22 protein-coding genes are annotated in these 22,950 nt (G+C 47.4%); 20 read left to right on the top strand and 2 right to left on the bottom strand.

The window, feature by feature from the left end:
- The first annotated feature begins 167 nt into the window (after positions 1–167).
- The 17 genes from ytxC to SY83_RS22235 all read left to right on the top strand — a co-directional run bounded on the left by ytxC (position 168) and on the right by SY83_RS22235 (position 18,999).
- Positions 168–1,085, top strand: coding sequence for a putative sporulation protein YtxC (ytxC, locus tag SY83_RS22310; protein WP_068610599.1), 918 nt, complete (start codon positions 168–170; stop codon positions 1,083–1,085).
- Between the two features lie 417 nt (positions 1,086–1,502).
- Complete coding sequence (thrS, locus tag SY83_RS22305; protein ID WP_068610592.1) at positions 1,503–3,461, top strand: threonine--tRNA ligase; 1,959 nt, start codon at positions 1,503–1,505, stop codon at positions 3,459–3,461.
- A 132-nt stretch (positions 3,462–3,593) separates the two neighbouring features.
- A complete protein-coding gene (locus SY83_RS22935; RefSeq protein WP_331709964.1) occupies positions 3,594–4,382 on the top strand; it encodes a 3D domain-containing protein in 789 nt (262 codons plus the stop codon).
- A 182-nt stretch (positions 4,383–4,564) separates the two neighbouring features.
- The gene (locus SY83_RS23195; protein ID WP_157279907.1) at positions 4,565–4,726 is read left to right on the top strand and encodes a hypothetical protein; all 162 of its coding nucleotides are present in this window, start codon (positions 4,565–4,567) and stop codon (positions 4,724–4,726) included.
- A 132-nt stretch (positions 4,727–4,858) separates the two neighbouring features.
- On the top strand, positions 4,859–6,406 hold the full coding sequence (locus SY83_RS22295; RefSeq protein WP_231891326.1) for a methyl-accepting chemotaxis protein: 1,548 nt from the start codon (positions 4,859–4,861) through the stop codon (positions 6,404–6,406).
- Between the two features lie 172 nt (positions 6,407–6,578).
- Complete coding sequence (gene liaF / locus SY83_RS22290) at positions 6,579–7,568, top strand: cell wall-active antibiotics response protein LiaF (RefSeq protein WP_068610590.1); 990 nt, start codon at positions 6,579–6,581, stop codon at positions 7,566–7,568.
- Between the two features lie 3 nt (positions 7,569–7,571).
- Complete coding sequence (locus SY83_RS22285) at positions 7,572–8,600, top strand: sensor histidine kinase (RefSeq protein ID WP_068610588.1); 1,029 nt, start codon at positions 7,572–7,574, stop codon at positions 8,598–8,600.
- Between the two features lie 4 nt (positions 8,601–8,604).
- Positions 8,605–9,258, top strand: a complete 654-nt coding sequence (locus SY83_RS22280; RefSeq protein ID WP_068610586.1) for a response regulator — start codon at positions 8,605–8,607, stop codon at positions 9,256–9,258.
- 87 nt (positions 9,259–9,345) lie between these two features.
- Positions 9,346–9,765, top strand: coding sequence for a YugN family protein (locus tag SY83_RS22275; RefSeq protein WP_068610585.1), 420 nt, complete (start codon positions 9,346–9,348; stop codon positions 9,763–9,765).
- A 146-nt stretch (positions 9,766–9,911) separates the two neighbouring features.
- Positions 9,912–11,519, top strand: coding sequence for a S1C family serine protease (locus SY83_RS22270; RefSeq protein ID WP_068610582.1), 1,608 nt, complete (start codon positions 9,912–9,914; stop codon positions 11,517–11,519).
- 118 nt (positions 11,520–11,637) lie between these two features.
- Entirely contained in the window at positions 11,638–12,324 is a 687-nt protein-coding gene (locus SY83_RS22265) for a response regulator transcription factor (RefSeq protein WP_068610580.1), read from the top strand.
- A 4-nt stretch (positions 12,325–12,328) separates the two neighbouring features.
- Positions 12,329–13,801 carry a sensor histidine kinase gene (locus tag SY83_RS22260; RefSeq protein WP_068610578.1) on the top strand — a complete coding sequence of 491 codons (1,473 nt, stop codon included), beginning with the start codon at positions 12,329–12,331 and terminating at the stop codon, positions 13,799–13,801.
- A 47-nt stretch (positions 13,802–13,848) separates the two neighbouring features.
- On the top strand, positions 13,849–14,799 hold the full coding sequence (locus SY83_RS22255) for a 4-hydroxy-3-methylbut-2-enyl diphosphate reductase (RefSeq protein ID WP_068610576.1): 951 nt from the start codon (positions 13,849–13,851) through the stop codon (positions 14,797–14,799).
- A 34-nt stretch (positions 14,800–14,833) separates the two neighbouring features.
- Positions 14,834–15,340 carry a DUF2062 domain-containing protein gene (locus tag SY83_RS22250; RefSeq protein WP_157279906.1) on the top strand — a complete coding sequence of 169 codons (507 nt, stop codon included), beginning with the start codon at positions 14,834–14,836 and terminating at the stop codon, positions 15,338–15,340.
- 188 nt (positions 15,341–15,528) lie between these two features.
- Positions 15,529–16,578 (top strand): 3-deoxy-7-phosphoheptulonate synthase, encoded by a 1,050-nt coding sequence (gene aroF, locus SY83_RS22245; protein WP_068610571.1) that lies wholly within the window; start codon positions 15,529–15,531, stop codon positions 16,576–16,578.
- Positions 16,579–16,801: 223 nt separating this feature from the next.
- Positions 16,802–18,226, top strand: coding sequence for a type I glutamate--ammonia ligase (gene glnA, locus SY83_RS22240; protein ID WP_068610569.1), 1,425 nt, complete (start codon positions 16,802–16,804; stop codon positions 18,224–18,226).
- Between the two features lie 122 nt (positions 18,227–18,348).
- Positions 18,349–18,999 (top strand): TVP38/TMEM64 family protein, encoded by a 651-nt coding sequence (locus tag SY83_RS22235; RefSeq protein ID WP_068611297.1) that lies wholly within the window; start codon positions 18,349–18,351, stop codon positions 18,997–18,999.
- An 18-nt stretch (positions 19,000–19,017) separates the two neighbouring features.
- Here the strand turns inward: SY83_RS22235 and thpR are convergent, their stop codons facing one another.
- On the bottom strand, positions 19,018–19,617 hold the full coding sequence (thpR, locus tag SY83_RS22230) for an RNA 2',3'-cyclic phosphodiesterase (RefSeq protein ID WP_068610567.1): 600 nt from the start codon (positions 19,615–19,617) through the stop codon (positions 19,018–19,020).
- Between the two features lie 121 nt (positions 19,618–19,738).
- Between thpR and serC the strand changes: the two genes are divergently transcribed.
- Positions 19,739–20,824, top strand: coding sequence for a 3-phosphoserine/phosphohydroxythreonine transaminase (gene serC / locus SY83_RS22225; protein ID WP_068610564.1), 1,086 nt, complete (start codon positions 19,739–19,741; stop codon positions 20,822–20,824).
- 67 nt (positions 20,825–20,891) lie between these two features.
- Here serC and SY83_RS22220 read toward each other — a convergent pair whose 3' ends face one another.
- Positions 20,892–21,608, bottom strand: coding sequence for a response regulator transcription factor (locus tag SY83_RS22220; RefSeq protein ID WP_068610562.1), 717 nt, complete (start codon positions 21,606–21,608; stop codon positions 20,892–20,894).
- 154 nt (positions 21,609–21,762) lie between these two features.
- Between SY83_RS22220 and trmL the strand changes: the two genes are divergently transcribed.
- Both trmL and SY83_RS22210 read left to right on the top strand, forming a co-directional pair.
- The gene (gene trmL, locus SY83_RS22215; protein ID WP_068610560.1) at positions 21,763–22,227 is read left to right on the top strand and encodes a tRNA (uridine(34)/cytosine(34)/5-carboxymethylaminomethyluridine(34)-2'-O)-methyltransferase TrmL; all 465 of its coding nucleotides are present in this window, start codon (positions 21,763–21,765) and stop codon (positions 22,225–22,227) included.
- A 190-nt stretch (positions 22,228–22,417) separates the two neighbouring features.
- The gene (locus SY83_RS22210; RefSeq protein WP_068610558.1) at positions 22,418–22,672 is read left to right on the top strand and encodes an AbrB/MazE/SpoVT family DNA-binding domain-containing protein; all 255 of its coding nucleotides are present in this window, start codon (positions 22,418–22,420) and stop codon (positions 22,670–22,672) included.
- Positions 22,673–22,950: the final 278 nt, after the last annotated feature.

The raw sequence follows: 22,950 nt of genomic DNA, 5'->3' as shown, positions 1-22,950 counted from the left end.
GAAACGAGAACCCCTGACTTCGGTATCCACCGAATGTTAGGGGTTTTATTATTGAACCCAATTGGAAAGAGGTTATTTTATACACCCGCGGGGATTCCAAATGCTTCGTCGTATATCTGTTTCTCTTGAAACATAAACTTGAGTAGAGAAGAGAAAGGAGCGATGTCATGGAGCTGTTTACCTTGTGGATGGCTAAAGGGTCGGAGACGCAGGTTGATAAGCTGTTCGGCGAGTTAATGGAGGAACTCCGGGAGTTACATATAGATTCTTTGAAGGTGTTCATAGATACGGAGACGGAGCAGGAACTTGTGGGGTTAAGATGTACTTGGTATGAGACCGATACGGAGCTTGCAAACAAGGTCCGAGAACGGGCGGGGCGCGGTATAGCCTCTTATGTTCTTGCAGAGTATGAAGAGCGGATTATCAAAAAAATGATTATCAACGAGTATGCTTACAAAATAAGGGATGAGATTTCAAAAATCGAAACCTATACGCTTCATATTTTGGACCAGTCCGAAGAAGAAATCGGAGGTCATCAGGCGAGAAAACGCAGAAAAAATCAGATCGCCTTGGCTTTTATCACATATCTTGAAGAGTTTCCTGAAGTGAACATCGACGGTTTCATTCATTTCAGGCTTCATGCCTATGCGGAAGAACTGCGCGAAGTGGTTGAATATGCGATAGACGAGTATCTGATGGATAAACAGTATCAGGAATTCATCGCTTTGTTAAAATATTTCGTATATATTCAAGATGCCAAAATACCCGTGGCGCACCTCATGCATAAAGGGGAAAACGACTTTATTCTGTTGAATGAGGATTTCGAGCCCATCGAAACGAAACAGGTGGAGACGTTCGTGGTGGAGATGATTGATAAAGATATCAATTATGAAGATATGATTGTGAGCACGTTAATTACCGTATCCCCTCAAAAGGTATTTATTCATACCCGGGAACCCGAAATGCAAGTGATTAAGACGATCAAGCAAATATTTGATGATCGAGCCACCCTGTGCACGCTTTGCGGATCTTGCTCGCCTCATTTGGGAGATTTCCGTAAGGAACAACGATCCACGTTGACTTAGACAACCGTTTTTTGGAAAGAATGATTCTAATTTACGTCTACCCTTGACCGCTGTCGTCTGTATAAGCTAATATGGGGATAGACTTGGATATAGGATGCCATGAACAAAGACAATAATTCTGCAATTGACGGTCCAGAGAGAGGAATCCAGCTGAAATTTCCTTCCGCACCAATACAGAATTTACCCCTTTGCAGCAGTGAATGGGAACCCAGGCTACAAGCTTGAAAGTATCATTCACCGGGTCATTTCCGTTAACGAATGCTAATGAGGATCGCAAGGACAGCGCAAGCAGGATGCTGATATTCCTTCGCGGATCGAATTTAGGGTGGAACCACGAGCGCACGCACTCGTCCCTTCTTACAGGGATGTGTGCGTTTTTTTGTTGCCCGGATACACGACTATAAGGAGGCTTTTAACATGTCAGCAGTACAAGTAACGTTCCCGGATGGCGCCGTCAGAGAATACGCCGCGGGAAGCACCATTGAAGATGTGGCCGGATCCATCAGCTCCGGATTAAAGAAGAATGCCGTTGCAGGGAAAGTGAACGGAAAGGTGGTTGATATTTACTATCCGTTGAATGAAGACGCGTCCCTTGAAATTGTGACTCTAGACAGCAAGGACGGCTTGGAGATGTATCGTCATTCCACAGCGCATATGATGGCGCAGGCAATCAAGCGGATTTACGGACAACAAGCGGTGAAACTGGGCATCGGTCCTGTGATTGAAGACGGTTTTTACTACGATATCGATATTGAAACACCTCTGAGCTCTGAGGATCTGGATAAGATCGAGAAAGAAATGGCCAAAATATCGAATGAAAATTTGCCGATTCGCCGCAGGGAAGTCAGCCGTGAAGAAGCGTTAGCCATCTACACCGAATTAAACGATAATCTGAAGCTGGAACTGATCAACGATTTGCCTGAAGACGTTATTTTGACCATTTACGATCAGGGCGAGTTTTTCGATCTTTGCCGCGGGCCGCATCTGCCATCAACAGGACGTATCAAGATATTCAAGCTGCTAAGCGTTGCCGGTGCTTATTGGCGCGGCGATTCCAAGAATAAGATGTTACAGCGCATCTACGGAACCGCTTTTCCCAAGAAGGCGGATTTAGATGAACACCTTCGGTTATTGGAAGAAGCCAAGAAACGCGACCACCGGAAATTGGGCCGTGAGTTGAAGATGTTTACTTTTGCCCGCGAAGTAGGTCAAGGTTTGCCGATTTGGCTGCCCAACGGCGCCAAGCTTAGAAGAACCATGGAACGTTACATTGTTGATTTGGAAGAAAGTCTCGGTTATTCGCACGTCTATACTCCTGTTATGGCTAATGTGGATTTATACAAAACTTCAGGTCACTGGGAACATTACTCGGAAGACATGTTTCCTGTGATGACGCTGGATAATGAAGAGCTGGTTCTGCGCCCGATGAACTGTCCGCATCACATGATGGTGTTCAAGAGCGATATGCGTTCATACAGGGATTTACCGATTCGTATTGCTGAGTTAGGAACGATGCACCGGTATGAAATGTCAGGCGCACTGACCGGGTTACACCGGGTTCGCGCGATGACGCTGAATGACGCCCATATTTTCTGCCGTCCTGATCAGATTAAAGAAGAATTCGCCAGAGTAATCACTCTGATTCAACAGGTATACAGCGACTTCGGCATTAAAGATTATCGTTTCCGCTTATCTTATCGGGATCCGAAGGATACAGAGAAATACTTCCAGAACGATGAAATGTGGAATCTGGCTCAAAGCATGTTGAGGGAAGTTGCCGAGGAAGTTGGCATTCCTTACTTCGAGGAAGAAGGAGAAGCGGCTTTCTACGGACCTAAACTTGACGTTCAGATCAAGACGGCTTTAGGCAAAGAGGAGACCCTTTCCACGGCTCAAATTGACTTCCTTCTTCCTGAACGCTTTGAACTTGAGTATGTGGGCGATGACGGAAAAAAACATCGTCCAGTCGTGATTCATCGGGGCATCATTTCCACGATGGAGCGAATGACCGCGTTCCTGCTAGAAAACTTTGCCGGCGCGTTCCCGCTGTGGCTCGCTCCATTGCAAGCTAAAGTGATTCCGGTATCCACAGCGTTTGAAGATTACGCGCGCAAAGTAACAGAGCAGTTACAAGCCGCGGGAATCCGGGTGGAAGCGGACTATCGCAATGAAAAGCTGGGCTACAAAATCAGAGAAGCGCAGCTGGAGAAAGTGCCTTACATGTTTGTTGTCGGCGAGAATGAAATGAATTCGAATACCTTGTCTGTCCGTAAGCGCGGAGAAGGCGATCTAGGCGCGCAGAGCGTTGAAGAGGTAAAGCAGAGACTTCTTTCAGAAATTCATAATAAATTGGTTGAAGTGCCAAATACGCTCTAATGCCAAAGGTTACGGCATAGAATCACAGACTTTGGATACCCTACAAATGCGTCTATTTTGTGAAAAAATCCAATCCTAGTGTTTGAATGTCCTCGAAAAGGGACAATTAGTATACTAGGGGGAGGTATCCGAATGTCTGTTGGTTCTTTAAGCCGGCCGCAGTGGGTTGGTTTTATTCTGCTGATCATCTTGGCGGTTACGGCGTTATATCCCTTGGAGGGTTCATTTCTGAGGGACAAGCCTGAACAGAGAAAAAGCGAGTACATGAGCGTTGTGCCAAGCACATCCGATACCGCGCCTGTTCAGGAGGGTACAGCAATATATGCAGCACGGAGCCGAGAAGAATCGGTTCAACCGGTACAGGCTGCTTCCAAGCCAAAGGTACAACAAGCCAAGCCGCTTCAACAGGTTGCCCCGGCAGCCAAACAGGCGACGGCCAAACGGCAAACAGCGGTCAAGGAGCAAGCGGTTAGCGCGGAGATACAGGGTATTACAACCTTGTTGCGCCGAGATATAAAGAATTACAAGTCCGTTGAAGTAACGGCAACAGGGTATTATGCCGGTGTTGAATCCACAGGCAAGCGCCCTGGAGATAAAGCATACGGTATTACTTACTCAGGTGTTAAGGTGAAGCGGGATACCGTATCCACCATCGCAGCGGATCCCAGGGTATTCCCGATCGGTACCATTCTGCTAATTCCCGGATACGGGTACGGGGTAGTGGCGGATACCGGATCGGCGATCAAAGGTCACAAGATTGATTTGTACTTTGATACCAAGAATCAAATTTATAAAGAATGGGGCAAGAAGAAAGTGGGTGTCCGTGTAATCCGCACAGGTACCGGCAAGTTTAATGAGCGCATGATGAGCGATTTAAACCGGTTGGTCAAAGCGGAAACACGCAAGCCTCAAGCTTTATAATGCCCAACTTCATGTCTTACCAAGCGCACGGCTCCCAGGGCCGTGCGCTTTATTTTGGTCAGCGTCATCGGCCTTGGTTCCCATAATTGTGAAAGCATAAAAGGGGGGGCTGTGTCCCATAATATAAGAGCAAATGAGGGCTCGCCTTCATATTGCGCAAAAAATTCGGGAGGTGAAATGCAATGAAAAACAACAAAGTAAACCAAAAGGCTGCATCTTCTTCAAACTTCTCAAGCACTCAAGAAGCAAACCAAAACGCATTTAAAACGGAGTTTGCTCAAGAGACAACTACAAAGAGCAAAAAGCAATCCGTACAAGCTCCAAGCGAGAACATGACGAAGTAATGAAGGTTTTGGTTATTAAATAGCTTCAGGGAGGGACTGAAAAGTCCCTCTTTTCTTTTGAATATACTTCCATTATAATGTAAGAAATTCTAACATATACATAGAATGCTCTATTCCTTGGGGGAGATTCGAATGGGGACACAAGCGGTGAAGCTTAGACTGAACAAAGAATTGCGTACGGTGGGGATTGTAGGAGTTATTACAGCAGGTGTGATCAGTTTTCTGTCTATACCCGCAGGTCTGCTGTCCATTGGCGGGATGTTGATTACGGCGGCCTTCATCCTTTGGAATAAGCAAAGCGGAGATGTTGGGATTACAAGCCTGAATAAGGAAAACATGGAGAGGGACATCTCCATAGAAACTGTGGTACAGTTCGTGAATGAATCGCAAGTGGTATCGGACCAGTTAAATGCTGCTATCGAGGAAGTGAACTTATCGATTGAAGGCTTGAACCGTGTCGCGGACAGTTCCACGCAAATCGAGGAGCAGTTACGCAATCACAGCCGGTTGGCCGTGAACCGAATCAATGAAGCATTTTCTTCCTTGCAGGAAGTGGCAGCCGCTGCCGACCAGATCAGTGATACTTCGGCATACATGAATACCGAGAGCCAGAGCACTCAAACGGTTGTTATGCATGTGGTGCAGTCCCTTACGAAGACGAATGAAGTCATGGATTCTCTTCGTTCCTATAACCAAACGATGGACGAGCGGATCAGGGAGCTTTCGGATCATGCCTCCAAGATTGAGGAAATTAACTCCTTTATTCAAGGAGTGGTCTCCCAAACCTCGCTTCTCGCGCTGAACGCTTCTATTGAAGCGGCCCATGCCGGTGAATACGGCAGAGGATTCGCCGTTGTTGCGCAGCAAATCAAGAAGCTTGCGGAACAAAGTAATGAGGCTGTTAAACGCTCATCGCTCATTCTGAATTCAATTGAACAAGGCGTAGGTCAGGTCGTCGCTTCTGTGGAACAGGAGAAGCTGGCTGTTGCGCGCGGGTTAGATGAAATGCAGAACATTCAACACAGCATGGACGACATCTTTAATCGGATATCGCAAGTGAATCATCTTGTGGGCCAGACGAATGATTCAAGTACGCATCAAACATCGCTTATGGCGGAGTCCACAAACATGCTTCAGGATGTCGTATATACTGTCAATAATACGCTGGAGAGTGTGGAAGTTACACTGCATCAATTGAATACGCAACGCACCGAAATTAATAAATTGCAACGGGTGAATGAGAAGCTGAAGAGCTCCTCAAGCGAATTAATACATTCGATACAGCAAGTAGGAGTAACTTCCCAGACACAGCAAGTAGACATGGATCTGGAGCCCATGCGAACGTTGTTGGGGGCCATTGCTTCCGATCCTAAGCTGGCAGGGCTGGACGAACGGAGTCATGCCGAAGGGTTAACCCGATATATGAAAGCGAATGCCGAGATTGAAGCGATATGGTCTAACCGCGCGGACGGATCCTTCGTTTTCTCCTTGCCCGAAGCCGGATTGCTGAATGCTAAAGGCAGAGAATGGTGGAAGCAGGCGATGGATGGTCATCTATATCTGTCACCAGTGTATATTTCCGCCATTACTAAGAAACCGTGCATTACGATGTCGAAAGTGATTCTGGATCCCTCCGGGAACCCCGCAGGCGTGGTGGGAATGGATTTAATTATTTCTTAGTTTGTTGTGCGGCTAACAGTATCCCTGAACAGGTGGTGCTGTTTTTATTTTTTAGGCAAACCTATCCGTCTCCAGACGGATACCATTTTCCATCCGGCGACGCTGGCACCCATGTTTTCATTTCTTTACAATATAATATATAAACGTTACAAATAGCCGGAGGCGTACAACCATGAACGGAACATTATTTCATCGCATGATTATCGGGTTGCTGTTAATCGGAGCGGGCTCTCTGTTTCTACTGAAAGAATTTAACCTGATTGAGGTGGATATCGGATCACTCATCGGAAATCTATGGCCTCTGGTATTAATTTACTTCGGCTCTTGGGGAGCCTTTAGTCAGTGGAAATGGGGAAAAGGCGGGTCTCAGTGGATTTGGAGTCTTATACCTGTCGTATTGGGCTTTTACTTCTTGGGTCAGAATTTCGGCGTTATTGAAATGTCGTTTGGAGAATTAATCCGATTGATTATTCCCATTGCGCTGATTGTGATCGGGTTGAGTTTCTTCTTCCGTCCGCGTAAAAATTCAATTTCCTATCATAATCCTTATACACATGACGGGCCGCTGGATCCCAAGTCAGAAATGAATCCAGATAAAAAATCCGGGAAATCGCCGGAATCCGATCCGGAAATAAAGTTGAGTACGCCGACACCACCTGACTGGACTTCCCAAAAGCAGGAATGGAAGCAGTTCAAGGCAGATCATCATAAGCATTACGAGCATCACGTTCACGAGATGATTCATCAAGAGATCCATCAAGATATCCATACACATTTTCACAGCAAGCACTCCAAATCCAGCTTTATCGGGGATATTCATCTGGGTCAGGATTACTGGGAGCTGGAGCCGTTAAATATTTCGCAGTTCATCGGAGACACCGTTCTGGATTTAACGAAAGCTCAAATCCCATACGGTGAAACGAGAATCAACGTCTCTTCTTTTATCGGAGATGTGAAAGTGTTGGTTCCTAACGATTACGAAGTAGGTATTAACGCGATTACTTCTTCTTTTCTTGGGGATACAACGGTACTGGATAAGAGAATCGGCGGACTGTTCAAGAATACGAGCGCGGAGACACCCAGCTTCAAAGAAGCCGAGAAGAAAATCAGGCTGGTAACGTCCACTTTTATCGGGGATGTTACTGTAATCAGGGTGGGCTAAACGATGGGCGGCTGGAGAAATAACGTCAAATGGCAAATGATCGCCTATTTCCTCATTGCAACGGTTCTGGTAACCTCGGCCACGTTCGCCGGCTGTGTTTATTTTGCGCACTCCTTAGATCATGACTACCTATGGTTGCTGTATCTTGCGGGTGTGTTGTTTCTAGGTTTGATTATAGGTTACATTGCGGCGCAGAACATTCAGCGTAAGTTGAATGTTCTGCAGCTGTCTGTGTTCCAGATGTCCAAGGGTAATTTCACCAATCGCGTAGCATACAGTGAATCCGATTCCTTCCATCAGATTTACCGGGACTTTAATGAAATGGCCGAATCGGTGGAAGTGAAAGTGAAGATGCTGCAGACACTAGGTGAAGAACTGGTCATGCAACGCGCGGAAAGCGAGGAAGACGCGGTATTGGAAGAACGTAAACGGCTGGCCAGAGATCTGCATGATACCGTGGCCCAGCAATTGTTCGCTATCCATATGTCCGCTTCGTCGCTCCCCAAGCTGCTGGAACGGAATAGCGAAGCAAGCCTTGAAGTGCTTCAGCAGCTCATTCAGATGTCCCAACACGCCCAGAAGCAGATGCGCTCGCTCATCGCCCAACTTCGTCCGCTTGAACTGGATGGACAGAGCTTGGAAAGCGCACTGGATAAGTGGTTTCCGGACTATTGCCGTCAGAACAGCTTACAAGGCACCATGGATATCCAGCTCATTCAAGGCTTGTCGGATGCGAAAGAACATCAGTTTTTCTTGATCGTACAAGAAGCTATGGCGAATGTGACGAAGCATGCCTCGGCATCAAGGGTGACCTTGTCGCTGTACGAAACCGATAATCAATACATGTTGACCATTTCAGATAACGGTTCAGGCTTCGACGGCGCAAGAGTCAAGCTGAACTCCTATGGTTTATCAACGATGTTGGAGCGGGCACAAAAGCTGGGCGGATCTTTGGAGGTGCTCAGTAAACCCGGAGCGGGTACGAGGGTGAAGGCGGCAATCCCTAAATTCAGCGAAGCCGGAGGGGGCTAGAGATATGGAACGAGTGTTGAACATTATGATTGTGGATGACCATGAGATGGTGCGTATGGGACTGCGTACATATTTGATGCTGGAAAGCGGTATGAATGTAATCGGAGAGGCCGCAAACGGCCGCGAAGCGCTGGAAATCCTACAACAAGAAGATTCCACCATACCGGATCTGGCATTAGTGGATTTAATGATGCCCGAGATGGACGGCGTCCAGACCACTAAGGCAATATCCGCAAAATATCCGGATATGAAAATCATTATTCTGACGAGCTTCCTGGATGATGAGAAAGTGGTGCAGGCGATGGAGGCCGGAGCTACAAGCTATGTGCTGAAGACCGTTACATCGGAAGAGCTTGTCTATGTCATTCAGGGAGCGTTCCGCGGAATGCCTGTCATGAACGCGGAGGTATCTCAGGCTTTAACGCGAGGTTTAAGGCAACGTACCGCGAAGGATGATACCGAAGGATTGACGGATCGGGAGAAAGAAGTATTGCTGTTGATTGCGGACGGTAAAGCCAACAAAGAAATCGGTGAAGAACTCCATATCAGTATCAAAACCGTGAAAACACATGTCAGCAATCTGCTGATGAAGTGCGAATTAGAGGACCGGACACAGCTTGCCATTTACGCACACCGCAAAGGTTGGGCAGAAAAGTAGAGCATGAGCGTTTCATAAAAAGGAAAGTTTGGGTAAATCCTAAAATAACACCTATACGGACATTCTGAACCCCAAAGGAGATATTTTATGATTACACTGACTTCACAACTGGAAAACAAAGAACTGGCATACAATGATGCCAACACGTATCTATCCCGTCACGGATTCTCTCTTGGAGGCGGATGGGACTATAAACAAGGCGTCTTCGACCACGCTTTGGATGAGGCCAATAAGGTATGGCTCCGAATCCCTTTCGAAGTAACCCGAGGCGAACTGGACGTGGATGCGGACGCGAGCGATGCTCAAGTGAAGCTGGGTACACCCTATGTGCTGAGACATGTGTATCGCGAGGACGATAATCCGGATCCGGATGCGCAGCCGAAGATTGCGGGAGCTCTTTTTGACCAATTCCAAAAGCCTTTGAATCCCGATGCCAATATCGACGATAAGTGGCTTAATCAAGCCAAAGAGCATTTATCTAAAGCAGAAAGCCAATTCCCGGTCTAACAGCCGGGTTTTTTCGCATGTATAAACACCTTGATAATTTATTAACTATTTATGTTCCTTTCATTCTTTTTTAAGGTTTGTTTAAGGAAACTCAGGCAATATATACTCAAATACTTACTTCAATTTCATACGAGGAGGCATTATAGATGAGTGACGATTATAAGAATGACAAGCAAACAGGATTTGACGCGGAAGACGAGAACCGTCCTGGAAGGGGAAATAGTGAAGACGGCACGCCCGGCGAGGAACGAACCTCTTATTATTATTCTTATGGACCTTTTAAATCGAACGTGAATGAAGCGCAGCCGCCCGTGGAGAGCAAGAGATCGCCGATCTCGGTAACCCATGACGAAGACCGTCAGCCCGAGTACAACTCGCAACATGCTTTACAAAAGGCGGAACTGAATCGTCAAGGATATCCGGTGGCGCCGGTACGAACTTGGGATTACAGCAATACCCGACGCAAATCCAGCTTTAAGAGCATGTTTGCATCCTTTATCGCGGGAGCGGTGCTGCTTGGAAGCTTTGCCGTTGTATCGGATCGGATGAACCTCTTCACACCGGATGAAGGGGTCATGGAGTCCGGGGGTTCGGCGAACGCGGCTGTGGAGAAATCGAATTCGTCCAACAGCGGTCAGGCTTCTTCGGCGGCGTTGGACATGGCGAGGCCGAACAATATCGCACAACTCTATCAGAAAGCAAGTCCTGCCGTTATTAAAGTAGAGACGTTCCAAAGAGCGCAATCCAGAAACGGCGGCGGCACAGGACGTTCCCTGTTGGATGATCCGTTCTTTCGGCAATTTTTCGGCGACGATTTCGGCGGCGGGCAAGGCGGAGAAACGGAGCAACCGGGAACGGGTGAGCTGCAGCCTGCCGGGCTTGGAACCGGGTTTATTTTTGACAAAACAGGCTATATCCTTACAAATCAACACGTAGTAGGCGAAAATCCGGATGAAATCAAAGTGACTCTGGAAGGCCGTAAAGAGCCTTATACCGCCAAGCTTCTAGGTTCAAGCTATGAACTGGATCTGGCTGTGTTAAAGATTGAGGGAGATAATAACTTCCCTACATTACCCCTTGGCAAATCCGACAATACCTCCATTGGAGACTGGGTAGTTGCAATCGGGAATCCATACGGCTTCGACCACACGGTTACCGTCGGTGTATTGAGCGCCAAAGAGCGTCCAATCTCCATTTCGGATGAAGCGGGCGAGCGGAACTACAAGAATCTGTTCCAAACCGACGCGGCGATCAATCCCGGCAACTCCGGCGGCCCCTTGTTGAACCTGGACGGTGAGGTTATCGGCATTAACACGGCTGTAAGCGCCCAGGCCCAAGGCATCGGATTCGCGATACCTACAAGCACGATTGACGGCGTGCTGGACCAATTGAAGAATAATAAGGAAATTCCGAAGGAGCCGGTTCCTTTTATTGGTGTAAACTTATCCGATATTACAGCCGAAATGGCAGCCCAACTCGGACTTAAGAGTACCAAAGGTTCAATTATCGCAAGCGTACCTTACAATACGCCGGCATATCAAGCCGATCTGCGGACCTATGATGTAATTACGCAAGTGAACGGGGTCAAGGTAGATAACAGCGATGCCCTTAAAGCGGAAATCTCCAAAAACAAGGTAGGCGAGTCCGTGAACCTGACCATTCTGCGCAATAGTAAAACCAGCCAAGTAACGGTTAAGATCGGCGACCGTAATGAGTACGAGAAGCAAGCACTGGAACAACAAAAACAACAATGATCATCATCATGTAACCTCGACAATTGAATCATGAGACAGTTTCCCTGAGAGCGACCGGTGCTTGTGCGGCTAGGTTCGTTCTCGGGGATATTTTGTGAAAAGGACGGATGAGAGAACGATGCGAAACCGAATACTAGTTGTGGATGATGATGAGAAAATTACGTCTATGTTGCGCAGGAGCTTAACCTTTGAAGGCTATGATGTAGTGACCGCGAATCATGGCGCGGATGGACTCCAGAAGCTGCTTAGCGACGAACCCGATGTCATGATTCTGGATGTGATGATGCCCCAGCTCGATGGGTGGGAAGTGTGCCGTCGAATTCGAGAAGGGGGAAGCGAGATCCCGATTCTCATGCTTACAGCCAAGGACGAAATTTCTTCACGAGTAAAAGGGCTGGATTTAGGCGCCGATGATTATTTGGTGAAACCGTTCGCGCTGGAAGAATTGTTGGCCAGAGTAAGAGCGTTATTGCGAAGGAAAATCGAAAGCGCCGAGCAGAAAACGAATCGGGTGCAATTTGAAGATATCATGCTCGATATGGATACGCGAGAGGTTATTCGGAACGGAAAACGAGTGGAACTTACGACGAAGGAATTCGATTTGCTTCACCTATTTCTGCATAATCCCCGCAGAGTGCTGTCCCGCGACGTCATTATGGAGCGAATCTGGGGCTATGACTACAGCGGCGAGTCCAATGTGTTGGAGGTCTATATCGCCATGCTGCGCCAGAAAACAGAGGAGCACGGAGGCAAGCGATTAATTCAGACGGTTCGCGGCGCCGGGTATGTCATGAAGGGAGATTAACAGCATGTCGATCCGGCTGAGACTGACATTGTGGTACACCTTGATATTAGCCGTGATGATCACAACATTCAGCATGGCCTTATACGGATTTTTCTCATATCAACTGTATTCTTCGGTAAAAAAAGAACTGGACTCTCAAAGCAAATATATTAACAGCAAAGCGCGGGTGTACGAAGAACCTTACGGGGACGGGGCTCGGTATACCGTTATTTTCCCTCAACTGGACACATTCAAGAATTCCAATATTTATTTTCAATCGGTGTATCCCGGCGGGGAGTTAATGAACAAATCCAACACGTTGGGGAAGTTCGAGCTGGGACGTACAGAGGCAACGCTGAAGAGAGCTAAGGAAGGCCAAGCTTTTTTTGTGAAAGAAAAAGTGGGTGATATTACCGTTTACGTTTATAACACGCCTTATCAATTGATTGGCAGCGGTGAAGTCATCGGCGTCTTGCAGGTCGCTACCCGGGTAGATTCCATTGATTCCTGGTTAAATACGATGAAATTCAGTTTGAGCCTGGCCGGCTTTGGCGTGATTTTACTCGCGGCTTCTCTGGGCTTCTTCCTTGCGCGTAAAGCTTTGAAGCCCATTGACCATGTCATCGTGGCGGCCAACCAGATTGAACGGGGCTCGGACTTGGGCAAACGCATTAAATATAACGGGCCGAGGGACGAAATCGGTCGTTTAACAGACACATTCAACAGTCTTCTCTCCCGGATTCAAGTCATGTACAGCGATATGGAAGAGGCTTACCGCGCACAGCGGCGTTTCGTCTCCGATGCTTCCCATGAGCTGAGGACGCCGTTAACGACGATTCGAGGAAACGTGGATTTGCTGGAGCGAATGTGGAAGAACGCCGCGGTCCCGGAGGATTTAGTCGCTCCTGCCAACAGGGAGATGTCGTTGGAAGCGATGCGCGATATAGCGGATGAAGCGGAACGCATGAGCCGGTTAGTGAACGATCTGTTGGCGTTGGCCCGCGCGGATGCCGGACAGGAGTTGCAGAAGGAGCCCGTTGAGATCCATGGGTTGGTGGAGGAAGTGGTTCGGCGCGCGCAGTTCTTGCCCCATGAAGCGGAATGGAAAGCCGGGGATCTGCATGCGTTGGAAGAAGCTGTGGTGAACGGTAATAAAGATTTATTGCAACAGCTGCTGTTCATCTTTATAGAAAATGCATTCAAATACACCTCGGAGGGTTTTGTTAAGTTGGATGCCGTTAAGGGTGAAGGTTCTGTCGGAATCCGTATTGAGGACACCGGCATGGGTATGGATAAAAGTCACGTGCCGCTCATATTTGAACGCTTCTACCGGGCTGACGCATCACGGGGTGAAACGTCAGGCACAGGTTTGGGATTATCAATAGCCAAATGGATTATCGATCAACATGAAGGCTCGGTCGAGGTCAGCACCAGTCTGGGAATTGGCACCACCTTTACGATCTGGCTCCCCGCAAGCTTTCCACGTACTGTGGAATAAGGTATAATGAAAGCAGGAAAGTCGTAATTTGAAAGCAGGTGTCGGATTTGGAAGTGTTGAAGATTACGCCGCGAGGCTACTGTTACGGTGTCGTGGACGCTATGGTTCTTGCATTGCAAACGGCTAAGAATTTGGATCTGCCCAGACCGATTTATATATTGGGAATGATTGTTCACAACAGTCATGTGACCGATGCCTTCGAGAAAGAGGGTATTATCACGTTGGACGGGGAGAACCGTATGGAGATTCTCGACCAGATTGAGAAAGGAACGGTCATCTTTACCGCCCACGGGGTTTCCCCTGAAGTGCGGAAGAGAGCTCGCGACAAAGGCTTAACCTGTGTAGACGCGACTTGTCCGGATGTAACGAAGACGCATGATCTAATTCGCGAAAAAGTTACGGAAGGTTACGAAATTATCTACATCGGCAAGAAAGCTCACCCGGAACCTGAAGGAGCCATCGGTGTGGCACCCGACCATGTTCATCTCATTGAGCGGGAAGAAGAGATTGATCAGTTGAATCTCACCGCCGAACGGATTATTATTACGAACCAAACGACCATGTCACAGTGGGATATTAAGCATATCATGAAGAAATTATTGGAAACTTACCCACAGGCCGAGATCCATAATGAAATTTGCCTGGCTACACAAGTGCGGCAAGAAGCAGTAGCGGAACAAGCCGGTGCTTGCGATCTGGTCATCGTCGTAGGCGACCCGCGCAGCAATAACTCCAATCGGTTAGCCCAGGTTTCCGAAGAGATTGCGGGGGTAACCGCTTACCGGATTTCCGATGTATCGGAAATTCAACCGGAATGGTTGCAAGGGGTCAAGATCGTTGGCGTTACATCCGGAGCTTCCACGCCAACACCGATTACTAAAGAGGTTATCGCTTATTTGGAACAATTCGATCCCGAGGTTCCCGAAACGCATGCGATTAACCGCACAGTGAACATGAACAAGCTCCTGCCTAACGTTAAACAGAAATCCGCCACTTAACAGCATGAGTATTTCCCGGAAAGGGGGGAGCAGGATGAAAGCAAGGTTCAGATTAATGGCGCGTTGGTTTAAATATAAATATATGATGTTGTTTCGCGCCAAAGGCGGCGCAGCCATGGTCGCCAAGGGTTTCTCCATTGGCCTTGCCATCGAGATGTTTACGTTGCCTACAATGGGACTGGCTTTCTTCCTGATCTTCCCCTTGGTTTATTTATTGCGAGGCAGTGTGGCGGGGGCTCTGATCGGGTTTGTCATCGGGAAAATTATTTATATTCCGTTTGCCTTCATGAACAGCAAAGTAGGCAGTATGATTGTTCCAAAAAATTTGGAAGCATACCTCTCCTTCTTACCGGAATGGATTGAGAAGCTGGTGTACCTGAACCTCAAGCTCATTGTAGGAGGTATGGTGGTGGGAACCCTTTTAGGGCTTGTGCTCTATTTCCCAGTGAAATGGTTGCTCGAGACCTACACGAATCGCCGCAGGGAGAAGCGTAAATTGCGCAAAAACACATTGATGCTTAAAGATAGCATATTAGAATAGTATGGATAAGTCCCTCAAGAAAGGTTTGTTTCTTGAGGTTTTTTTGTATGAAAAGTATTGCGAACTGAAGTCATTTCCTGTATATTTACTTTAGTGATTAAAAGCTTAAAAGCGTATAAGCATTAAAGTGCATAAGTCAGCATAGGATGAATCTTATAGATAAAGTTAAACTACAAGGAGAGATGAAGATGATTGCAATAACTTCAAATGCCATATCGAATGAACGCCTGACGGAGATTGTTCAGTATATTGAGAAGAGCGGCAATCAAGCTCACGTATCCAAAGGGATGGACCGGACTGTAATCGGCATCATAGGCCAGGCCAACCCGACGCTGGCGGAGCATCTGCGCCAAATGTCCGGTGTTGAGAATGTGATTAAGATTTCTAAATCCTACAAATTGGCTAGCCGTGATTTCCACCCGGAAGATACCGTCATTGAGATTAAAGGCGTCCAGATCGGCGGGGAGAATCTTGTCATTATGGGCGGACCTTGCGCTGTAGAAAGCCCGGAGCAGATTGATGAGATTGCCAGATTGGTGAAAGCGGCGGGGGGTCAAGTATTACGCGGGGGTGCATTTAAACCGCGGACCGGGCCGTATAGCTTCCAAGGCGTCGGTGTTGAAGGCTTGGTCATGATGAAGGAAGCCGGAGATAAGCACGGACTTCTGACCATCACGGAAGTTATGGCGCCGGAATACGTCGATGTATGCGCCGAATACGCGGATATTCTGCAAGTCGGTACGCGGAACATGCAGAACTTCGATCTCTTGCGTAAGCTTGGCACGATACAGACGCCAGTCCTGCTTAAGAGGGGCTTCAGCGCTACTTATGATGAACTGCTGAACGCGGCTGAATATATCCTAGCTGGCGGAAATCCGAACGTTATGCTCTGTGAACGTGGTATTCGTACGTTCGAAACCTACACTAGGAATACGTTAGATTTGACCGCTATTCCCGTTCTTCAGGGTTTAAGCCATCTTCCCGTGATCTCGGATCCGAGCCACGGTACGGGACGCCGCGAACTGGTAGCCACGATGTCCAAAGCCTCTGTGGCAGCAGGCGCCAACGGACTGATCGTTGAGATGCATACGGACCCTGATAACTCCATGACCGGTGACGGCGTGCAGTCCCTGTTCCCGCATCAATTCGCAGAACTGTTGCAGGATCTGGAGAAACTGGCACCCTTGATGGGCAAGAAATTCGAAACGGCCAAGGCGCCGGTTGCGAGCTTCAGGTAAAGCTTATTAGCAAAAAACGGGCCAATCTCTCCACGGAGAGGTTTTGGTCCGTTTTTCCATTTAATTTACAAGTGTAAGCATACCTCACACTGATGCAAAAAATACCTTACATAAGTATTGACGATAAGTGGCCTGAGTTCTATAATAGGCTATAAATTTGGAAATGAACAATGATCTGTTGTAAGTCGATTAATGTTCGGAATTTGGGGAGGAGAGTTCATCAATGTCAGTTCAAAAGGTATTGGATCTTATCAAGGAAAACAATATTGAATGGGTAGACTTTCGTTTCGTCGATCTATCAGGTAGAGGTCATCATATTTCGCTTCCAGCTACAGAGGTAGAAGAGGAAACGTTTGAGAACGGAGTTGCTTTCGACGGATCTTCCATCCAAGGGTTCAGAGGTATCGAGGAGTCCGATATGGTTATGATGCCGGATACGGAAACAGCATACATCGATCCTTTCACAGCACACGCTACATTAATCATTATGTGTAACATTCATACGCCGGACGGCGATCGCTATGAGCGCGACCCGCGCAGCATCGCTCAGAAAGCTGAAGAGTATATGCAGACAACAGGCGTAGGTACAGCAGCATTCTTCGCTCCTGAATCCGAATTCTTCATTTTCGATGATGTAAGATATGAGAGCACAACGAACACATCCTCTTTCAGCGTGGATTCCGAAGAAGCGAACTGGAATACCGGCCGTAAAGAAGAAGGCGGAAACCTGGGCTTTAAAGTTCGCCAGAAAGGCGGATATGTGCCTGTAGCTCCGGTAGATACGCAACAAGACATTCGTTCCGAAATGTGCCGTCTGATGGCTGAAGCTGGAATGCGCATTGAGCGTCATCACCACGAAGTAGCTACAGCGGGCCAAGCGGAAATCAACTTCCGTTTTGATACGTTAACGAAAACGGCTGATAACCTGATGAAATATAAATACATTGTTCACAATGTTGCAAGACAATACGGCAAGACGGCTACATTCATGCCTAAGCCATTGTTCGGTGACAACGGAAGCGGTATGCACGTTCACCAGTCCATCTTCAACGGTGACGAGCCATTGTTCTACGAAAAAGGCGGCTACGCCAACCTGAGCGAAACAGCTCTTCATTACATCGGCGGTATTCTATACCATGCTCCGGCATTAATCGCACTTACGAACCCGAGCACGAACTCCTTCAAACGCCTGGTTCCTGGTTACGAAGCACCGGTTAACCTTGTGTTCTCCAAAGGTAATCGTTCTGCGGCAGTGCGGATTCCTGTTGCGGCAGTAACACCGAAAGGCTGTCGAATCGAGTTCCGTACACCGGATTCCACGGCTAATCCATACCTGGCTTTCGCGGCTATGCTGATGGCCGGTCTTGACGGTATCAAGAAGAAGATTAATCCGACCGAGCTTGGTTACGGTCCTTATGATAAGAATATCTACGATTTGTCCGATGAAGATAAGAAAGAAATCCGCAGTGTACCGGGCTCCCTGGACGAAGCATTGGATGCGCTTGAAGCAGACTTTGATTTCTTGGTTGAAGGCGGCGTCTTCACCAAAGATTTCATCGACAACTTCATTGACTTGAAGCGTGGCGAGGCGAAAGCCGTTGCGATTCGCATTCATCCTTACGAGTACGGCCTATACTACGACTGCTAATCCCTGCACTTCTAAATTCATTCATCCCAAGGAGGTCTCCGCATATTTGCGGGGGCCTCTTTTTTAAACATATAATAAGATTCAGGAGTATTTGCTTGGTAATGAAGGAGGGAATGGAACCTATGGCGAGCACAAAGTCATTTTGGTTGCTGTTGATATGGTTTCTTGTCGCTGCTAGTGGCCTGCTTATTGTAAAATGGTTGGGTGTATGGGATCACTTGGATCTAAACAGGATCACCATATGGTTGCGAGAATTAGGACCACTCGGTGGTCTGCTGTACATCATTGTCTATACGCTGCGTCCCTTAGTTCTGTTTCCGGCTACACCTGTGACCTTATATGGGGGGTACGTGTTTGGAGCTTTCTGGGGAACCATCTATGATATTATCGGGGCTTTGGCCGGAGCATTACTTTCCTTTTATATCACTCGGAAGTGGGGGCGAAACAGCTTTCAAAGGATATTAAAGAATAAGAGGCTGCAATCATTCGATCAGAAGGCCGAAGAGAAAGGGTTTATGGTCGTTTTGTATATGCGCTTAATGCCATTCTTTCCCTTCGATGGTGTTAGCTACGGAGCGGGTCTTTCCAAAATTCGCTTTTGGGACTATGCGTGGGGGACGTTAATCGGCATAATCCCGGGTGCTGTGATTTATAACGTATTTGGCGCATCACTTCAAGATATTGGATCAGGTAAGTTTTATGCCGCCTTGGGAATGTATGTGGCTTTTGCGATTATTCCGCTGCTGTTGAAAAAGAGACGAGTAATAAAGTGAACCTTGTTAGTCCGGGAATTAAGGTTGCAAGGGAAACGACTTCATTTCTTCATACATCGGTTTATGACCGCTTCGTGTTCGATACAGCACCACTCGGTCGGCGGTCCAGGTCGCATCGGGAGGGACATCCTTACCGAGCCGGCTCCATAGCTCCGGTCCCAGCGATGCAGGATCTCCTTTGTAGTTGCGCGCTAAGGTAATGTGAGGCCTGTAGGGGCGGTCCTCCTTAGGTATTCCGATGGTGGAAATTCTCTCCACCAAGTCGCTCTCGAGCTTGCGCAGCGCGTCTACATCGCCTGTAACGCCTGTCCATAAGACGGAGGGACGCAAAGGTTTGCCAAAAGCGCCTGCTCCATGAGCGAAGAGTGTAAAAGGCTTATGTCGCTGAGCGACTTCACCTCCGATTTTCATTAAAGTTTCCGCCATGCGCATTGAGGTCTCGCCTATAAATTTCAGTGTAATATGATAATCCTCGGGATGGGACAATCGCTGAAACGGAGTGCGCTCTTGCCATTGGAGTGTCATGTTGTAAAGTGATTCCTTGATAGAGCCGGGCAATGGAATCGCAAAGAAAATACGCAGGGTTTCCCCGGGTTCTTTAGTAGTCGTAACAAACATCTCCTTCATCATCCTATGATTCGATCTTACCACGAAAAGCCTTGGATTATTCACTTGTCGGAAATGTCGAATCTTGATATCATAGCCATAACACATTAATGGGTTAAAGGGGAGAAGCGAAATGACGGGGAGAGCTTACAATTTTAATGCAGGTCCGGCCGCATTGCCATTAGAAGTACTACAACAAGCGCAAGCGGAATTCGTAGACTTTAAAGATTCAGGGATGTCCATTATGGAGATGTCTCATCGCGGAGCCATTTATGAAGGTGTGCACAATGAAACCCAAGCGTTGTTAAAGGAACTGTTGGCCATTCCGGAAGGGTACCAAATCCTGTTTCTACAAGGCGGAGCCAGCACGCAATTCGCTATGATCCCCATGAATTTTCTGCAAGGGCGCACAGGAAGCTACGTACATACAGGTTCATGGGCTGACAAAGCGATTAAGGAAGCTAAGAGCTTCGGAAATGTTCAAATTGCCGCTACTTCCGAAGCGAATAAATACATGAACATTCCTGCTTTGAGCACTTTGAATTATCCGCAAGATGCGGCCTACTTGCATATTACCTCGAACGAGACCATTGAAGGCACACAATTTCAACAGTATCCGGATACGGGCGGCGTGCCGTTAATTGCGGATCTGTCCAGTGATATTATGAGCCGCCCCTTGGATGTTTCGCAATTCGGCATGATCTATGCCGGCGCGCAGAAAAATTTGGGTCCGTCCGGGGTTACGCTTGTAATCTTGCGTAAAGACCTGCTGGGCGATGTGCCTAAGTCGGTTCCGACGATGTTCCGTTACGATACGCACCTAAAGAATAACTCTCTGTACAATACCCCTCCAGGGTATTCCATCTATATGGTGAATCTCGTGCTGAAATGGATTAAAGGAAAAGGCGGACTCGCGGGTATCGAGCAGTTGAATCGTGAGAAGACCGGACTTATTTATAACGCGATTGATACAAGCGAGGGATTCTACACAGGTTGTGTTGACGCGGACAGCCGTTCCATGATGAATGTGACCTTCCGTCTTGCGAATGAAGAATTGGAGAAGCAATTCGTTAAAGCATCAGAGGCAGCCGGTTTCATCGGATTGAAAGGCCACCGCAGTGTTGGCGGATTGAGAGCTTCCACCTACAATGCGGTAACCCGTGAGAGCTGTGAAGCCTTGTCGGCCTTTATGGCGGAGTTCCAGCGGGTCAACGGATAACCGGAAGCCTGTAGATACAAAAGCTGTCCGGATTAATCCCGGACAGCTTTTATATTGATTCACACCATCAGGCTAACGAACTTTCCTTCGCCGCAGGCTCTGTAAGCTTATACCCGACATTGCGAATGGTCATAATATATTCCGGGGTACGCGCATTCTTCTCGATTTTATCTCGAAGATGGGAAATATGTACGTCCACAATCCGCGTATCGCCCAGGAAATGATAGTCCCATACGCCGTGTAACAATTGTTGACGGCTTAATACTTTGCCGCGATGTTTACACAGGAATAACAATAACTCAAACTCCTTCGGAGTCAGTTCAATGGGTTTACCGTCTAATGACACTTCCCGTTGCTCCGGATTTAAATGAATGTTTCCGATAATGATGGGCTGTCCTTCCTGAGTGGAAGGCAACGTTTGCGCCCGCCTGAGGATCGCCTGTATTCTAGAAATCAGCTCTTGCGGGGAGAAAGGCTTGGTCATGTAATCATCCGCGCCGTTATCCAGTCCGGCAATCTTATCCGATAAGTCTTGCAGAGCCGTCAGCATAATAATCGGCACCAAATTGTTCTGGTTTCTCAGCTCACGGCAAACATGAACACCGTCCATCTTAGGTAACATCAGGTCCAGTATAATCAGATCAGGGCGGAACGTCCGTATGGCGTCGAACACGGCTTCCCCGTCATATACGCATTGCACATCGTATCCGACTAGTTTGAGGTTAAAGTCGATTAACATGGAGATGGATGGTTCGTCATCCACGACAAGTATTTTCTTCTTCATCGGATCTACTCCTTTAATTGGTTTCCAACCCTACCGTAGTTCATTATGAGGGATGTCTATCAAGCCCGTATTAAGATTAGGTAAACTGTGTGTTAAATCGAAATTTTGCTAATGCTGTTGTATAATAGGACGAATGTGAGGTGAACAAAAGATTATGGCATTTCATATTGTATTGGTTGAACCTGAAATTCCTGCAAATACAGGCAATATTGCCAGAACCTGCGCGGCCACCGGGGTTCATCTTCACTTGGTGCGCCCCCTTGGCTTTGATACGGATGACAAGACACTGAAACGCGCAGGATTGGACTACTGGCATGCAGTTCATATCGAATACTACGACAGCTTTCAGGAAGTGAAAGACAAGCATCAAGAAGGAAGATTCTTCTTTGCAACCACCAAAGCGTCCCGGTACTATACGGATTTTCAATTCCAGGACGGTGATTTCTTCGTGTTTGGCAAAGAGACGAAAGGGTTGCCGCCAGAAATTCTGGACGCACATCCTGAAACTTGTATCAAAATGCCGATGACGGACAAAGTTCGTTCACTGAACCTGTCCAACTCCGCGGCGATCCTAACCTTCGAGGCGTTACGCCAAACAGGTTTTCAAGGTTTAAAGTAATAAGGTCTCAAATGGCAATGAATTCACGAACTGTATGAGAAAGAACGAACAGACATTAAATGGTTTAAATTAACAATGTTAAAAATAGAGGTATTGCTATACAACAAAGCGAATACATTCCATTGGATGTTAATTGTTTGGTCTATTTTTACATAATGTTAAAAGTCAGATGAGGAGAGATGGATTAATAATGAAACCGATTGGAATCGTAAGAAGGGTTGATCAACTCGGGAGAATTGTCTTACCGAAATCATTGCGTAAGCGCTATGAGATGAATGAGGGAGATCCTGTGGAGATTCTCGTTCAAGGGGAGCATATCATCCTGGAGCGTTACCGTCCCCGCTGCATTTTTTGCGGATCCGCGGAAGGTGTAAAGGACTTCAAAGAACGTCATGTCTGCTCCGAATGTCTGGGAGATATGGATCGGATGAAACAGAGAGCCTAACACGGCTACAACCAAAGAAGCATCATTGCCCTTGGGCAATGATGCTTCTTTGGTTGTAGTATCAGAAAGTATAAGTATAAGTTTATATCTTATATCTTGTTCTGATCTTCGAAGTTTACAGACCGTCCGTTTGGTCCTCATTGTAAGCTGCGGTAAGGATTCCGGCCAAGAATGTTAAAAATACGAGCAGGATTATGATCGTCTTCAATGAGAAGGACATACCCAGAAATTCCATCGTCAGCACCTCCATGCGGCGTAAATAGACAAACAATACCCCT

The sequence above is a fragment of the Paenibacillus swuensis genome, assembly GCF_001644605.1.
GTDB classification, from domain to species: Bacteria; Bacillota; Bacilli; order Paenibacillales; family DY6; genus Paenibacillus_N; species Paenibacillus_N swuensis.
The sequence above is the reverse complement of the archived record's forward strand: the minus strand, read 5'-3'. Positions and strand labels throughout refer to the sequence as shown.

Bases quoted from the DNA above. Each gene is read 5' to 3' on its own strand.
- ytxC (WP_068610599.1), top strand. From the start codon at position 168: ATGGAGCTGTTTACCTTGTGGATGGCTAAAGGGTCGGAGACGCAGGTT.
- thrS (WP_068610592.1), top strand. From the start codon at position 1,503: ATGTCAGCAGTACAAGTAACGTTCCCGGATGGCGCCGTCAGAGAATAC.
- SY83_RS22935 (WP_331709964.1), top strand. From the start codon at position 3,594: ATGTCTGTTGGTTCTTTAAGCCGGCCGCAGTGGGTTGGTTTTATTCTG.
- SY83_RS23195 (WP_157279907.1), top strand. From the start codon at position 4,565: ATGAAAAACAACAAAGTAAACCAAAAGGCTGCATCTTCTTCAAACTTC.
- SY83_RS22295 (WP_231891326.1), top strand. From the start codon at position 4,859: ATGGGGACACAAGCGGTGAAGCTTAGACTGAACAAAGAATTGCGTACG.
- liaF (WP_068610590.1), top strand. From the start codon at position 6,579: ATGAACGGAACATTATTTCATCGCATGATTATCGGGTTGCTGTTAATC.
- SY83_RS22285 (WP_068610588.1), top strand. From the start codon at position 7,572: ATGGGCGGCTGGAGAAATAACGTCAAATGGCAAATGATCGCCTATTTC.
- SY83_RS22280 (WP_068610586.1), top strand. From the start codon at position 8,605: ATGGAACGAGTGTTGAACATTATGATTGTGGATGACCATGAGATGGTG.
- SY83_RS22275 (WP_068610585.1), top strand. From the start codon at position 9,346: ATGATTACACTGACTTCACAACTGGAAAACAAAGAACTGGCATACAAT.
- SY83_RS22270 (WP_068610582.1), top strand. From the start codon at position 9,912: ATGAGTGACGATTATAAGAATGACAAGCAAACAGGATTTGACGCGGAA.
- SY83_RS22265 (WP_068610580.1), top strand. From the start codon at position 11,638: ATGCGAAACCGAATACTAGTTGTGGATGATGATGAGAAAATTACGTCT.
- SY83_RS22260 (WP_068610578.1), top strand. From the start codon at position 12,329: ATGTCGATCCGGCTGAGACTGACATTGTGGTACACCTTGATATTAGCC.
- SY83_RS22250 (WP_157279906.1), top strand. From the start codon at position 14,834: ATGAAAGCAAGGTTCAGATTAATGGCGCGTTGGTTTAAATATAAATAT.
- aroF (WP_068610571.1), top strand. From the start codon at position 15,529: ATGATTGCAATAACTTCAAATGCCATATCGAATGAACGCCTGACGGAG.
- glnA (WP_068610569.1), top strand. From the start codon at position 16,802: ATGTCAGTTCAAAAGGTATTGGATCTTATCAAGGAAAACAATATTGAA.
- SY83_RS22235 (WP_068611297.1), top strand. From the start codon at position 18,349: ATGGCGAGCACAAAGTCATTTTGGTTGCTGTTGATATGGTTTCTTGTC.
- thpR (WP_068610567.1), bottom strand. From the start codon at position 19,617: ATGTTTGTTACGACTACTAAAGAACCCGGGGAAACCCTGCGTATTTTC.
- serC (WP_068610564.1), top strand. From the start codon at position 19,739: ATGACGGGGAGAGCTTACAATTTTAATGCAGGTCCGGCCGCATTGCCA.
- SY83_RS22220 (WP_068610562.1), bottom strand. From the start codon at position 21,608: ATGAAGAAGAAAATACTTGTCGTGGATGACGAACCATCCATCTCCATG.
- trmL (WP_068610560.1), top strand. From the start codon at position 21,763: ATGGCATTTCATATTGTATTGGTTGAACCTGAAATTCCTGCAAATACA.
- SY83_RS22210 (WP_068610558.1), top strand. From the start codon at position 22,418: ATGAAACCGATTGGAATCGTAAGAAGGGTTGATCAACTCGGGAGAATT.